General features: G+C 58.8%; 13 protein-coding genes. 4 read left to right on the top strand and 9 right to left on the bottom strand.

The window, feature by feature from the left end:
- The first annotated feature begins 19 nt into the window (after positions 1–19).
- On the top strand, positions 20–595 hold the full coding sequence (gene rclC, locus ASG55_RS10135; protein ID WP_056786098.1) for a reactive chlorine resistance membrane protein RclC: 576 nt from the start codon (positions 20–22) through the stop codon (positions 593–595).
- A 30-nt stretch (positions 596–625) separates the two neighbouring features.
- Positions 626–853: a DUF2790 domain-containing protein gene (locus ASG55_RS10130; RefSeq protein ID WP_056786095.1), complete on the top strand. Its 228-nt coding sequence runs from the start codon at positions 626–628 to the stop codon at positions 851–853.
- Position 854: 1 nt separating this feature from the next.
- Here ASG55_RS10130 and ASG55_RS10125 read toward each other — a convergent pair whose 3' ends face one another.
- Together ASG55_RS10125 and ASG55_RS10120 are read right to left on the bottom strand one after the other, a co-directional pair.
- On the bottom strand, positions 855–2,096 hold the full coding sequence (locus ASG55_RS10125) for an MFS transporter (RefSeq protein ID WP_056786093.1): 1,242 nt from the start codon (positions 2,094–2,096) through the stop codon (positions 855–857).
- A gap of 118 nt (positions 2,097–2,214) precedes the next feature.
- Complete coding sequence (locus ASG55_RS10120) at positions 2,215–3,348, bottom strand: lactonase family protein (RefSeq protein ID WP_056786865.1); 1,134 nt, start codon at positions 3,346–3,348, stop codon at positions 2,215–2,217.
- Between the two features lie 274 nt (positions 3,349–3,622).
- Here ASG55_RS10120 and ASG55_RS10115 point away from each other — a divergent pair, with 274 nt between their 5' ends.
- Positions 3,623–4,915, top strand: a complete 1,293-nt coding sequence (locus ASG55_RS10115; protein ID WP_370695140.1) for an Nramp family divalent metal transporter — start codon at positions 3,623–3,625, stop codon at positions 4,913–4,915.
- Between the two features lie 42 nt (positions 4,916–4,957).
- Here ASG55_RS10115 and ASG55_RS10110 read toward each other — a convergent pair whose 3' ends face one another.
- The 5 genes from ASG55_RS10110 to folE all read right to left on the bottom strand — a co-directional run bounded on the left by ASG55_RS10110 (position 4,958) and on the right by folE (position 8,060).
- Positions 4,958–5,761, bottom strand: coding sequence for a DUF1206 domain-containing protein (locus ASG55_RS10110; RefSeq protein ID WP_056786090.1), 804 nt, complete (start codon positions 5,759–5,761; stop codon positions 4,958–4,960).
- A 126-nt stretch (positions 5,762–5,887) separates the two neighbouring features.
- A complete protein-coding gene (locus tag ASG55_RS10105; RefSeq protein ID WP_016774774.1) occupies positions 5,888–6,193 on the bottom strand; it encodes a DUF6482 family protein in 306 nt (101 codons plus the stop codon).
- A gap of 14 nt (positions 6,194–6,207) precedes the next feature.
- Positions 6,208–6,918: an SDR family oxidoreductase gene (locus ASG55_RS10100; RefSeq protein WP_056786088.1), complete on the bottom strand. Its 711-nt coding sequence runs from the start codon at positions 6,916–6,918 to the stop codon at positions 6,208–6,210.
- Positions 6,915–7,457, bottom strand: coding sequence for a DUF3833 domain-containing protein (locus tag ASG55_RS10095; RefSeq protein WP_056786086.1), 543 nt, complete (start codon positions 7,455–7,457; stop codon positions 6,915–6,917). Before ASG55_RS10095 ends, ASG55_RS10100 begins: the two co-directional genes overlap by 4 nt.
- A gap of 45 nt (positions 7,458–7,502) precedes the next feature.
- A complete protein-coding gene (gene folE / locus ASG55_RS10090) occupies positions 7,503–8,060 on the bottom strand; it encodes a GTP cyclohydrolase I FolE (protein WP_041480339.1) in 558 nt (185 codons plus the stop codon).
- A gap of 321 nt (positions 8,061–8,381) precedes the next feature.
- On the opposite strand from folE, the gene ASG55_RS10085 reads away from it, so the two are divergent.
- On the top strand, positions 8,382–9,836 hold the full coding sequence (locus tag ASG55_RS10085) for a TrkH family potassium uptake protein (RefSeq protein ID WP_056786084.1): 1,455 nt from the start codon (positions 8,382–8,384) through the stop codon (positions 9,834–9,836).
- Positions 9,837–9,895: 59 nt separating this feature from the next.
- Here the strand turns inward: ASG55_RS10085 and ASG55_RS10080 are convergent, their stop codons facing one another.
- Positions 9,896–10,381, bottom strand: a complete 486-nt coding sequence (locus tag ASG55_RS10080; protein WP_056786081.1) for a DUF6130 family protein — start codon at positions 10,379–10,381, stop codon at positions 9,896–9,898.
- Positions 10,382–10,501: 120 nt separating this feature from the next.
- Positions 10,502–12,892, bottom strand: coding sequence for a TonB-dependent siderophore receptor (locus ASG55_RS10075; RefSeq protein WP_056786078.1), 2,391 nt, complete (start codon positions 12,890–12,892; stop codon positions 10,502–10,504).
- Between the last annotated feature and the right edge of the window lie 34 nt (positions 12,893–12,926).

The following is a 12,926-nucleotide window of genomic DNA, read 5'->3' as shown; positions in this document are numbered from 1 at the left end:
ATTGATCTGGAGACGTCGCATGTTCACCTCAATCAACGCCGGACTACAACAGCTCGGCAAACTCGATCGCCTCGGCATCCCGCTGATGCGCGTGGCCATCGCCATCGTATTCCTGTGGATCGGCGCGTTGAAATTCGTCCCGTACGAAGCCGACAGCATTACGCCTTTCGTCGCCAACAGTCCGGTGATGTCGTTCTTCTACGAGCACCCGCAGGAATACAAGGCGCACCTGACCCATGAGGGCGAGCTGAACGCCGACAAGCGCGCCTGGCAGACCGCGAACAACACCTACGGTTTTTCCACCGGGCTTGGCGTGGTGGAAATTCTCATCGGTCTGCTGGTCCTGTCCAACCCGCTTTCCCGCCGCACCGGCCTGCTCGGTGGCGCGCTGGCGTTCGCTACGCCGCTGGTGACCCTGAGCTTTCTGGTCACCACGCCTGAAGCCTGGGTCGCTGCGCTGGGCGATGGTCAGCATGGCTTTCCCTATCTGTCCGGTGCCGGACGACTGGTGCTCAAAGACGTCCTGATGCTCGCCGGAGCGCTGCCGGTCATGGCCGATTCCGCGCGCCAATTGCTGACTGAACGTCAGGCCTGAATTCCTCATCCTTTATAGAGAGATCACACGATGAAAACGTTTATTGCTTTGACCCTGGCCATCCTCGCCGGCAACGTGTTCGCTGCCACCGAAACTGTGCAGACCGGCGTGCCACTGGATATCGCCAAAACCATCAGCATCACCGACACCAGCGCCGCCTGCGGAATTGTTCCGGTGGAGGTCGTCTATGAAGACAGCCACGGTCAGCGGCATGTCGCCACTTACAGCGTTTTAGGCGATGGCTGCGGTGGCGATTAGCTCAGGTTTGGCCCATAACTGCAGCGGACTCGAATTGCTCAGTCCGCTGCAGCGTTTCCGGAACGCCGATCAATAGCAGCAGAAACGCTGCCCCTGCAATTGCGGCAAGGGTCAGGAATGCCGCGCTGTAACCGGCGGCCTCGACGACAAATCCGGCCAGCCCATTGCTCAGCGCCGCGCCAAGGCCAAATGCTGTGGTCAGCGCGCCGAGGCTGACATTGAAATGCCCGGAGCCGAGGGTGAGATCCTTGACCATTACCGGGAACAGCGCGCCGAACAAACCAGCGCCGACACCGTCGAGCAACTGCACGGCGACCAGCCAGTACGGATCATCCGAGAAGGTGTAGAGCAAGCCACGCAGCGGCAGGATCAGAAAACCCGCCAGCAATAACGGTTTGCGCCCCCAGACATCGGCTTTCGCGCCGGCCAGCAACGCCATTGGCACCATGACCAGTTGCGCGGCTACGATGCACGCTGACGTCAGCGGTGTGGCCAGGTGCAAATTGGCTTGGGCGAGTTTCTGGCTCACCAGCGGCAGCATCGCCGCGTTGGCCAAGTGGAACAGCGCGCAGCACAGGGCAAACATCAGAAGCGGGCGATTGCTCAGCAGTACCTTGAAGCCGGACGGCTGATGGCTTCGATCGCCAGGCTGCAAACCGCGCGCGACGTCGTGATCTATCGCTTCTGCCGAGACGAACAGCACGGCAATCACGCTGGCCAGCGCCATGACCGCCATCAGATAAAACACCGCCACCGGACCGAACAAATAGGCAAACAAGCCGGCCAATAACGCCGCGCACGCGTTGCCGGCGTGGTTGAACGTCTCGTTGCGACCGGTACGCCGGGTGAATGCTCGCGGGCCGGTGATGCCCAGGGTGATCGCGGAGATGGCCGGGGCAAAAATAGATGCTGCCGCCGCGCTCAAGGCTTGGGTCAACGCCACCAGACTGAATGAAGTAATGAACGGCAGCACCAGGCAACTCGCCGTCACCAACAGCGCGGCGATGATGATCAGCGCCCGTTTCGCCCGGCTGCTGTCAACCAGCGCACCGGCCGGTGTCTGCGTGACCAGCGCGGCGATACCGGCGAGGGTCATGACTACACCGATGCTGGCCGGGTCCCAGTGGTGCACGGCGAGCAAGTAGATGGCGAGGTACGGCCCGAGGCCGTCGCGGACATCGGCGAGAAAGAAATTCAGACTGTCCAGCGAGCGGTTGTTGCGGCGATCGAGATGGCTGATCACGGGGGGCAGTCTCTTGAAAGTGAGGTCTGCGTAAATGTATCAACCTCGGCAAACCTAATGACCGAAGCGGCGGGGGATTAGTTGCAGGACGGCGGAGCAGTTGCTGCTCCGCAGATATTCAAGCGTCAGGCGTTTGCAGTACTTCGATCCATAACGCGCCTTTGCCGGAGGCCGCTTCACCGACACGCTTCAGCGCGCCATCCTTGCTCACCGCGTACGTACCGACCTTGGCGCTTTTCTCGCCCGTCACCAGCAGCCAGCGGCCATCGGGGGAGAAGGCGATATTGCGTGGTTGTTGTTCCTGCACTGAGTAGTTATCGAGGAACTTCAGTCCTCCGGTTGCCGGATCCACGGTAAATGCCGAAACGCTGCTGCTGGTGCGCTCACTCATCAGCAGCAGTTTTCCATCCGGCGACATGCGCAGGTCGGCAGCCCAGATGCGCGGGGTCGGATCGTCTTTCAAATCGTTGTTGCGCGCATCCCGAACTTCGCCGTGGGCCAGTTGCAAACGCTCGGGAATGCCGTTGGCCACAGCGATTTGCGTTAACGCGCCGCTGGCGTCGTTGATTGAAAACGCAGTCACGGTGCCGCTCATTTCACCGACCACGTAAAGGAATTTGCCGTTCGGCGAGAACGCCAGGTGCCGAGGGCCGGTGTTGTCCGGGACGCTGACCGAGCCGTTGCCGATCGGGCTGAGTTCGCCAGTCTTGGCATCCAGGCGATATTGCAGCACCTTGTCGGTGCCCAGGTTGCCGGCATAGGCAAAGCGATTGCTCGGCTCGGTGCGAATTGAATGGGCGTGCAGGCCGGTCGGATAACGCAGGATGTTGGCGGAAGGTTGCTGATCCTCGCCGATCTTTTGAACGCTGAGCGCATCGGCGCCGTAGGACGCGGCGAGCAGGTACCGACCTTTTCGATCGGTCGACAGGTAGGCCATGCTCTCTGCCAGGGGCGCTTGGGTGAATTTTGTCAGGCGACCGCTTTGGCGATCGATCCGGTAACCCAGCACCTGAAAGGGTTTGACGCGCAAGGCTGCAAACAGCACCTTGCCATCCGGGGAGAGAGCCATGGGATTGACCTGATCACCGGCCTGAATCTGCTCAACGAGGGTGAGCGCGCCATTGCTCTGATCAAGGCGATACTGCGAGATCAGACCGTCACCGGGGCTTGAGATGTAGGCATAGGTGGCGGCATTGGCCGTCACGCTCAACGTGGAGGCGAGCGCAGCAATCAAGAGCGTTCTGTTCATCATTTTAGCCTTATTGTTGTTGTGATCAGTCATCCTATGAGTGATTGGCGAAGGCTTCAATGTCTATTTCATGGAGCTGGAACGTCGCCTAGCCTGGTTTTATAGACGCGTATTAGAGGATGTTGATCAGCAGAAATGATCGAGCAGCACGGTAATCAGCGAGTTGTGAAACATTTTTACATACTCTCCTGTTAGCGTTGTTGTACGACATCCTACCTAATGTGCGCACTGCATCAATTCTCACAAAAACAATAACGGAGATACCCCTATGACGAGCATGGCTCCACTCGATCATCAGGCCGCTGCGAAACCGCAAAACCTGTTCCTGCGAACGCTGAAACTGCTCGGCCCCGGCATTATCGCCGTGCTGTCGTGGCTCGGTGCGGGTGACCTGATCACATCCTCCGTGGCCGGTGCGAACTACGGCTACGCCATGATGTGGGTGCTGGCGGTCTCGCTGTTGCTCAGGTACCTGATCGTCAACATCATTGCCCGGTTCCAGCTGTGCAATAACCAAGGCATGACCATTCTGCAGGGCTACGCCCAGCTCAACCCGGTGTTCGCCTGGTTCATGCTGGTTTATGCCCTGTTGATGGGGCACTTGATGAACGCCTACATGATCAAGGGGGCAGGGGAGTCACTGGCGATGCTGTTCAAGATCGATCAGCCATTGCTGTGCTCGGTGGCGGTGGTGCTGGCGGTCTGGATGCTGGTCGGGCGCAACATCTACACGATGATCGAAGGCGTAATGAAGCTGCTGCTGGCGATCATGACCCTGGCGTTCATCGCTTTGGCGGTGATGTCCGGCCCGGATGTCAGCGGCATCATCAAAGGCACCATCGGCTTCAGCATTCCGCCGGACGAAGGCGTGCATGGCGCGTTGCTGGTGGCGGTCTCGGTAATCGGCGCGGTCGCCGGCTCGATCGCCAACTTCGTGCACCCCTATGTCATGCGCCAGAAAGGCTGGACCGGGCCGCAGCACAAGCGCATTCAGCGTAACGATCTGCTGTTTGCGGTGTTCGTCGGGATCATCATCAACCTGGCGATCTGGATCGTCGGTGCGGAAATCCTGCGGCCCAACGGCATCGAGGTGAAAACCTTGGGCGATCTGGGCAAGGCGCTGGAAATCTTCTTCGGCCCGATCGGCTGGTACGTGTTCTTCATCGGTGTGTTCGCGACCCTGTTTGCCAGTATTTCAGGCAAGACCACGGCGTTTCCGATGCTGATCACCGATGCCTTCCAGCATGTTCGTCCTGAGCGTCGCGAGAAGTACGGCAAAGAGTTTCATCATGACCCGATGCACAAGTGGTTCATGCTGTTCATCCTGGTCACGCCGCTGATCTGGTCGATGCCGGGCATGCCGGATTTCGTCACCCTGACCATTGGTGTCAGCGCATTGAACATCATTGGTTTGCCGGTGATTTCCCTAGGCTTGCTGATCATGTCCAACCAGAAATCGTTGCTGGACAAGCAATATCGCAACAACCTGTTTGAAAACATCGCGCTGCTTTTCGCTACCGGGCTGGCGCTCTGGGTAGCGTTTCAGTTGGGCGTTGATCTGTTCACTTGATGACGAAAAGTCGAGGGGGCACACGCCCCCTCGAATCGCCGCTTACAACGGCACATCCATTTCGATTCTGCGCCAGGCGGCTTCGGAAAAGCTGTATACCGAGAAGGCGATCAGCCCCAAGGCCATCAGCATCAACAGCACGCCGCCTGCCGGCAGATTCTGCAAAGCATCCAGTGCTTCCTTCATGCCGGGTGGATTGGTCGCTTGGTAAACCGAGCCGCTGACCGCCATCAACACTGCAATCTCGATAAACACCACGCCTCGGGCGATCAAGCCAAAGCGCGACACCGGGCGCACGTAACGCATCACTTCGTCATCCGCTTCGAAGTACTTCTCGAACGAGGCCTTCCAGCCTTTGATGATGTGGGCGATACCGACACCGAGCGGGATCAGCGCGATCAGGTAGATCAACAGGTTCGAATGCTCGAATGACAGCAGCTGCGCGAGCAGATCCTTGGTCTTGCCATCGCCGGAACCGCCGGAACTCCTGAGGCCACTCACCAACAGACCCAAGGCAAAGAAGGCCAGCGCCGCGTTGACCAGACCGCCGGCGAGCAAACCTGCGCGAATGACCAGGCCTTTGAACTCGCTGCCGTGGTGGTCGACATCGCGGATCGCTTGCAGCGCACGCCAGGCGGCGAAGGCCAGCAGGCCGGCGACCACAACACCGATCAGCACGTAGCCGAAGGGCTGGCTGAGCAACGCTTCGAGGCTTTTGTGACTGTCTTTCGGTTTGGTGGAGTCGTGCGCCGCCAGCAGCGCGAAGATGCCGATGATCAGATACAGAACGCCGCGCGCGGCGTATCCGCCTCGGGCAAGCAGGACAAGTGTGTGTTGAGTGGACATGGGATTTACTTCCAGGGAATCGATGTGAAGCAGACCCGTGGACGGAGCAGGGGTTCGATAAATGCGTCGCCGGTGGGCGACGCGCGCTTTATCAGCCTGCCATTCAGCGCTCGCCTTGCTTCGGCGTCATAACGGCGTGGTCAGCGAAAACGGAATGCGCAGCTCTTCGACCGGCCCTGAATCCCGGCCGCACATTTCGTCGTGCACGCATTGCTGCACCAGCACGCAGGGAAACGCCGGCACGGTTTGCAGCAAGTCGCGAAGGTGGGTGATTGAACGCAGGTGCATTGGCTTGGCCGCGTCATCGAGCAAGGTGAACTGGCCCTGATCTACGCGAATTCTCGCCAGATAAAATCCACCTTCGAGTGACAGCAGCTCCAGTTCGCGAACTTCACTGTTGGCCGCACGTTCGGTGAGGGTTTGCAGATTCATGCTTCACTCCTTGCCTACCAGGGCAGGCGTTCTCCATCGTAGGCGAAGAAATGGCCGCTGTCGGCCGGCGTTAGCGTGTCAATCAGAGTCAGTAATTGCCCGGCGGCAATGTCTGCCGGGCGGGCGCTCGAGGCTCCGCGAAAAGGTTGCGACAACGGCGACACTACTGTGCCCGGGTGCAGACTGAGCAAGCGACTCTGCAGGCGCGTGCGCGAAAGCTCGATGGCGGCGGTCCTGATCAGCATGTTCAGCGCAGCCTTGGAGGCGCGATAGGCGTACCAGCCGCCCAAACGGTTGTCGCCGATGCTGCCGACTTTTGCCGAAAGCATCGCCATCGCGCCTTGAGGTGCAAGCAATGGCAGAAAGTCGCGCAACAGCAATGCAGGCCCCAGCGTGTTGACCTGGAACACGGCCTGCAGCGACTCGGCGTCGATCGCGCTGTAGCTTTTTTCCGGCTTGATTTGGTCGCGATGAAGGAGGCCGGCTGCGTGAATGATCAGGTGAAAGGGCGCTTCGCCTGCCAGTTCAGCGGCGGCGCTGGCGATCGTTTCGGGTTGCTCGAGGTCGAGCTTCGGCACAGTCTGGCGTCCCAGCGCACGGACGCTGGCGCAGCGTGGATCCTGTTTCAAATGTTGGCAAAACGCCGTGCCGAGGGCGCCACTGGCGCCGATCACCAGAGCGCGATAACCGTCGCCGAACGAGGCCAGGGTCAACCCACTGCTCATGGGTTCGTCCCAGCGTTCTGGCGCCGGAAGAACACCGTCACCTGACCGACTTCGAAACCCCACTTGGACATACGGGTGCGGTTGATCAGCGTGTCCTCGTCGACCAGGTACATCCAGTCGTCCATGCTCATCTCGTAGGTCGAGTCGTCGACTGGCAGGTTCAGGCGATAACGCCAGTGGAAGGTGCTTCCAGCGATCTGGCCCTGAGCAACCCCGACAACATCATGCGCGCGACCGCTCCACTGACCATTGCCCCCGGGAGTGAGGGTCCAGACTCGGCGTTCACGGGTGCCGTCGCTGTAACGGAAGCGCTCGTCGAGGATCAGGTTTTCACCTTCACGACGGCTGGCGATATCGACCTCGAAACGTTTGACCACTTCGCCGTTGCGCTTCTGGAACATTCCCCAGGCTTTGACGGGCTGGCTGAAAAACTGCTCCAGATTCAATGCCGGTTGCTGGTCAGCGTAACGAGCAACATCGACACTGCCGCAGCTTGCGATGCTGAGCGCCAGTCCTAACACCAGCAGAAATCGGGTCATGTGCCTACTCCTTGAGCTTGTACAGGTAACAGATTATGTATAGGCCTAGCGCCGTCCGATGAGCTGGAGAAATTCCTGCCGCGTCGTCGAGCTGTCGCGAAAGGCACCGAGCATGACCGAGGAGGTCATGATCGAATTCTGCTTCTCGACGCCGCGCATCATCATGCACATGTGCCTGGCTTCAATGACCACCGCGACGCCGGCGGCATCGGTGATCTGCTGGATCGCCTGAGCAATCTGCCGAGTAAGGTTTTCCTGGATCTGCAGGCGCCGCGCGAACATGTCGACCACCCGCGCCACCTTCGACAGCCCCAACACCCGGCCAGTGGGGATATACGCCACATGCGCCTTGCCAATAAACGGCAGCATGTGATGCTCACACAGCGAATAAAGCTCGATATCACTGACGATCACCATTTCATCGCTCTGCGACTCGAAGAGCGCACCGTTGGTGACGTCTTCCAGGCTCATCCCGTAACCATTGCACAGGTATTGCATCGCCTTGGCGGCGCGCTGGGGCGTATCCAAAAGCCCCTCACGCTCGGGGTTTTCGCCGACGCCAACGAGGATTTCACGGTAATGGCTGGCTAATAGTGGGCTCATTCGGGTCACTCGTGGCGGTGCTGCGTGAGGGCCAATGTCTGGCGAAAAGGTTGTACGCATACAGGTTGCCTGTATAGGTTTTATTGAAGATAGGCTGAAAAGGATCAACTGACAACGCATCGGTGGTTTTTTTGTGCGGGTTTGGGAGTTCGCTCGGGACAAACCGAATGCCCGGTGCAGTGAAGGGCTTGATTGGCGCGGGCATTTGGCCTTCGACTCCCGCAGCCTGACTGATTGCAGGTCAAAATTTTACGGAGAATTTACGCAGTCTTTATTGAGGGCATCCGATACTGCGCGGCGCTAATTTGGAACGCTATCGTGATGTCCCTCGCAGCAATTCGGCTTATCGGCTTCATCTTGGGTATTTTTCTGATCACCCTGGCGGTAAGCATGGCTATACCCATGTTCACGCTGGTGGTCCATGAGCGTAGCGACGATCTGTCGGCCTTTCTCTGGTCGAGTCTGATTACCTTCATCTGTGGTCTGCTGTTGATCGTGCGAGGGCGTCCGGAGACCGGCAATCTTCGGCCCAGGGACATGTACCTGCTGACTACCGCGAGCTGGGTTGTTGTGTGCGCCTTCGCAGCGTTACCAATGGTTTTCATCAGCGATATCAGCTACACCGATGCATTCTTTGAAACGATGTCGGGCATCACAACCACTGGCTCGACGGTACTCACCGGTCTGGATAGCGCCTCTCCCGGCTTGTTGATCTGGCGTTCCATGCTGCATTGGTTAGGCGGCATCGGTTTTATCGGCATGGCTGTCGCGATTCTTCCGCTCTTGCGAGTCGGCGGCATGCGTCTTTTCCAGACAGAGTCCTCGGACTGGTCGGAGAAAGTGACACCACGTTCTCATGTCGCAGCCAAGTACATCCTTTTGCTCTATCTAAGCCTGACGGGTATCGGCACCTTGGCGCTCTGGCTCGCAGGAATGACCCCATTCGAAGCGATCAACCACGCAATGTCGTTGATCTCTACTGGTGGGTTCTCGACGTCGGATTCCTCCCTCGGGCATTGGGAGCAGCCAGCAATTCACTGGGTGGCGGTGGTCATCATGATCCTGGGCAGCCTGCCATTCACCTTGTACGTCGCTACATGTCGAGGCAATCGGCGTGCGCTGATCAGGGACCACCAGGTACGCGGGTTTATTGGATTCCTGCTCGTCACATCGTTGGCGGTAGGTACCTGGCTGTATTTTCACAGCGACTACGGATGGTGGGACGCGTTTCGTATCGTGGCGGTCAATGTGACCTCGGTTGTCACGACCACTGGAATTGCGGTTGGCGACTACACCTTGTGGGGCAGCTTCGCTGTGTTGCTGTTTTTCTATCTGACCTTCGTCGGTGGCTGTTCCGGCTCAACGGCCGGCGGGCTGAAAATCTTCCGTTTTCAGGTGGCCGCCGCGCTTCTGGTCAGCAGCTTGAAGCAGTTGATCCACCCTCGCGCCGTGATTCAGAAAAAATACAACGGCCATCCCATCGATGAGGAAATCGTCCGCTCGCTGCTGACCTTCTCGTTTTTTTTCACCATCACGATTGCCGCCATCGCTTTGGGCCTGGCTCTGATCGGGCTTGATTGGATTACCGCCCTGAGCGGTGCCGCTACGGCGGTGTGTAACGTCGGCCCCGGCCTGGGCACCATTATTGGACCGGCAGGTAATTTCTCGTCACTGCCAGATGCGGCCAAATGGCTACTCACCGTTGGCATGCTGCTAGGCCGGTTGGAAATCCTGACGGTGTTGGTGCTCGTGACCCCGGTTTTCTGGAGATATTGAGCCAGGCAGTCGCTGGCAGGGACGTCGATCGTTGCCTGTTTCGGTGAATAGCACGGCAGTCATGGTTTTACCGCGTGATGATCGTCAGTACGGGGAGCGTCCATCGGTTTCTTCTCCGGTACTGTAAAACTCACTGTCGTACTGGTGATGATCTGGTGCGTCGGGTCGGCCACTTCCAAGAGAACCTTGTGAGGACCGGGGGTTAGCCCGACCAGGATAATCGGGTCTTCACTGGTGTGCGCCCACGTACCTTTCCAGTCATCGACGGTCACGTGAAGGTGACCTAAGCGTGGTGATACCTCGGCAGCCACCTTGCCAAACACCGGCATGATCCTGGCGTGCTCTGTTCGAAACTGGATGATGACCACTCCGCGGGCGAGTGGCTCGGCAAGCGGCGGGTAGGCAATGAGTCTCGGCGCACTCTCGGATGCCAATGGCAGTATCGCCGGTGGAGAATCGCTGTCTGCTGCCCCTTGTCCGAGCACGGATGTGCAAAAGCAGACACCCACAGCCAGGGCCAATAGACTTCCGGGAGCGAGGGACATGATCTGGTTCTCCGCGTGATTTCATTCAAGCGTAGATCAAGCTGAGTATGCCCGTAGTTAACGGTGCTCGCGGTAACGCGGGCACCGTTTCCTTTACGCAAAAATAGGCTACCCGCCTAATTACCAGTTGTAGCTCAGTTTGGCGGTAATCTCGCGGCCCGGGTTGTAGAAGTTCGCCGTGCCGGAGCCGACCACGTGCTGCTCATCCAGCAGGTTGCTGACGTTCACCGCCAGGTCGGTGCCCTTGGCGATCTTGTAGTTGAAGGCGGCGTCGAACAGGGTAGTGCCATCGCTTTTGCCGGAGTTGGCTGCATCGAAGTAATAAGCGCCGACGTAGCGCGCACCCAGGCCCACGCTGACATCAGTGGCGGGTACGTCGTAGTAACTCCAGAGCGAAGCGGAATGCTTGGGTGCCGTGGCGAACTCGTTGCCCTTCAGGGAACTGCCGTCATACAACGAACCGCGCAGTACCTCGGACTCCATGTAGGAATAGCCACCGATCAGGCTCAGGTTCTGCGTCACCTGCGCTTTGGCCTCCAGGTCGAGGCCACGCGCCCTCGATTCGCCCACCGTCTGCTGCTCGATGATGCCGCTCGGCAGCACCACGGCGATGGTGACATTTTCCTGGGTCAGGTCGTACACGGCGGCGGAGAAAAGTGCATCCATCCCCATCGGCGCATACTTCACGCCGACTTCGTACTGCCTGCCTGTCTGCGGTGTCACGCCGACCTGCGGCGGCGAGACGGATTCGACCATGCTCACATAGGTGGAGACTTCATCGTTGACGATATAGGTCAACGCACCTCGGTAGGAGGTTTCGGAGAAGTTGTCTTTCTCGGTGGATTGCAAGCCTTTGCTGGTCAGGTCCATCGAGTCGTTGCGCACACCTCCGGTGACGATGAAACGCTCGTAGAACGACAGGTTCTGCTGAAGAAACACAGCCTTGGTGGTCGCGTCTCGCTTGTTGACGGCATACGGCGCGATTGAGCGTGGAACGCCAGTAAACACCGGGTTGGCAATGTCGATCGGGGTTGTCAGGGCGTAGACCGAGCTTTCCTTGGTGGTCGAATCGAGGTACTCCACGCCCACCAGACTGCTGCTGTCGATGTTCTCGAAGCGGGCATCGTATTGCAGCATCAGATTGCCGTTGAACTGGTCGGCTTCAGTGTCGGTTCCGAACAGGTAGCGATCGACGGTGGTACCGATACGTGCGGCGCTGTCGCTGAGGTACACGTAGCCAAAATCATCGGTCAACTTGCTGTAACGCAGATTGCTGCGCAGCACGAAGCCGTTGTCGAAATCATGGGTGACGTTACCGCTGAGGCTGGTGCGCTCGACATCGTGGAAGTTGTAGCTGGGCTCGCCATAAAACTTGCTGCGGTCGTATTCCCGATCCAGTGGATAGCCGCCGCTGTTGGGCGAACTTTCGGTTTTCAGGTAATCCAGAATCATCGTAGCCGATGTGTAATCCGTCGGTGCCCAGGTGAGGCCACCCATAAACAACTGGTTATCGTCCTGCGAGTGATCGTACTCGCGGTCGCTGTTCTGGCCTTTGGCAGTAAAACGGCCGGCCAGGGTTTTCTCGTCGTTCAGCGCATCGCCGACATCGATGCCGGTCTCGACATGGTCAAACGAACCGTAGGTCACATAGCCTTGGCCAAACTTCTCGAAGCGCGGCTGTTTGGTCACGAAATTTACCGAACCGCCCGGGTCCGCAGGGCCAAACAGCGTGGAGTTGGCGCCACGCAGAATCTCGATGCGCTCATAGGCGAATGGGTCTTCGCGTACGCCGCGCATCGAGCTGAGGGTCAAGCCGTCACGGTAGGTGGTGGCCTGGAAGCCGCGGATCTGGAAATAGTCGTTGCGATCATCCGTACCATAAAAGTCGCTGACCACGCCCGGCGTGTATTGCAGCGCTTCTTCCGTGGTGCTGACGCTGCGTTGCTGCATTTCCTTGTTGGTCACCACCGACACCGATGCCGGTGTATTGAGAATGCTGGTGGCCACCTTGCCGCCAACCCAGAGCTCCTTGGCGACCACGGAATTGGCGTCGTCGTCGGCACTGACCCGGACCTTGGCATTGATGATGAGCGGGGCGAGGCGGTAGTCCTCGACGGCCGTTGCGTCGAGCTCCAGCGGGCCGGCGGTTTTTGCTTGAGGGGTCAGCAGGTAAGCATTCGGGCCTTGCTGTTCGACCTGCAATTCGCTGCCCTGGAGCAACGATGACAGCGCTGCCGATGTATCGAGCGAGCCATTCACGCCAGCCGTGGTGCGGTTCGCCACACTCGAGGCGTCGAAGGAAAGGCTGATGCCAGCCTCGCGCGCAAAGCGGTCAAGCGCTGGCGCCAGTGGCCCGGGGGCGATATTCCACTGTTTGACTTGATCGCTGTGGTCAGCGCCCGAGGTTTGCGCCAGCGATGGCAATGCATAGCTGCTCACGATCAAACCCAAAATCGCACCGTGCAAGGCACGACTCAATGGATGGCGCTGTGAAACCGGGGACGAACTCATTTTCTCGCTCCAAGAAAGGACATCGGCAGACTGG

It is taken from the genome of Pseudomonas sp. Leaf434 (assembly GCF_001425545.1).
GTDB classification, from domain to species: domain Bacteria; phylum Pseudomonadota; class Gammaproteobacteria; order Pseudomonadales; family Pseudomonadaceae; genus Aquipseudomonas; species Aquipseudomonas siliginis.
Note: the sequence above shows the minus strand (reverse complement) of the source record. Positions and strands in the feature narration are given on the sequence as shown.

What these genes read in the sequence shown, in the direction of transcription:
- rclC (WP_056786098.1), top strand. Translation starts at nt 20, where the DNA reads ATGTTCACCTCAATCAACGCCGGACTACAACAGCTCGGCAAACTCGAT.
- ASG55_RS10130 (WP_056786095.1), top strand. Translation starts at nt 626, where the DNA reads ATGAAAACGTTTATTGCTTTGACCCTGGCCATCCTCGCCGGCAACGTG.
- ASG55_RS10120 (WP_056786865.1), bottom strand. Translation starts at nt 3,348, where the DNA reads ATGATGAACAGAACGCTCTTGATTGCTGCGCTCGCCTCCACGTTGAGC.
- ASG55_RS10115 (WP_370695140.1), top strand. Translation starts at nt 3,623, where the DNA reads ATGGCTCCACTCGATCATCAGGCCGCTGCGAAACCGCAAAACCTGTTC.
- ASG55_RS10110 (WP_056786090.1), bottom strand. Translation starts at nt 5,761, where the DNA reads ATGTCCACTCAACACACACTTGTCCTGCTTGCCCGAGGCGGATACGCC.
- ASG55_RS10105 (WP_016774774.1), bottom strand. Translation starts at nt 6,193, where the DNA reads ATGAATCTGCAAACCCTCACCGAACGTGCGGCCAACAGTGAAGTTCGC.
- ASG55_RS10100 (WP_056786088.1), bottom strand. Translation starts at nt 6,918, where the DNA reads ATGAGCAGTGGGTTGACCCTGGCCTCGTTCGGCGACGGTTATCGCGCT.
- ASG55_RS10095 (WP_056786086.1), bottom strand. Translation starts at nt 7,457, where the DNA reads ATGACCCGATTTCTGCTGGTGTTAGGACTGGCGCTCAGCATCGCAAGC.
- folE (WP_041480339.1), bottom strand. Translation starts at nt 8,060, where the DNA reads ATGAGCCCACTATTAGCCAGCCATTACCGTGAAATCCTCGTTGGCGTC.
- ASG55_RS10085 (WP_056786084.1), top strand. Translation starts at nt 8,382, where the DNA reads ATGTCCCTCGCAGCAATTCGGCTTATCGGCTTCATCTTGGGTATTTTT.
- ASG55_RS10080 (WP_056786081.1), bottom strand. Translation starts at nt 10,381, where the DNA reads ATGTCCCTCGCTCCCGGAAGTCTATTGGCCCTGGCTGTGGGTGTCTGC.
- ASG55_RS10075 (WP_056786078.1), bottom strand. Translation starts at nt 12,892, where the DNA reads ATGAGTTCGTCCCCGGTTTCACAGCGCCATCCATTGAGTCGTGCCTTG.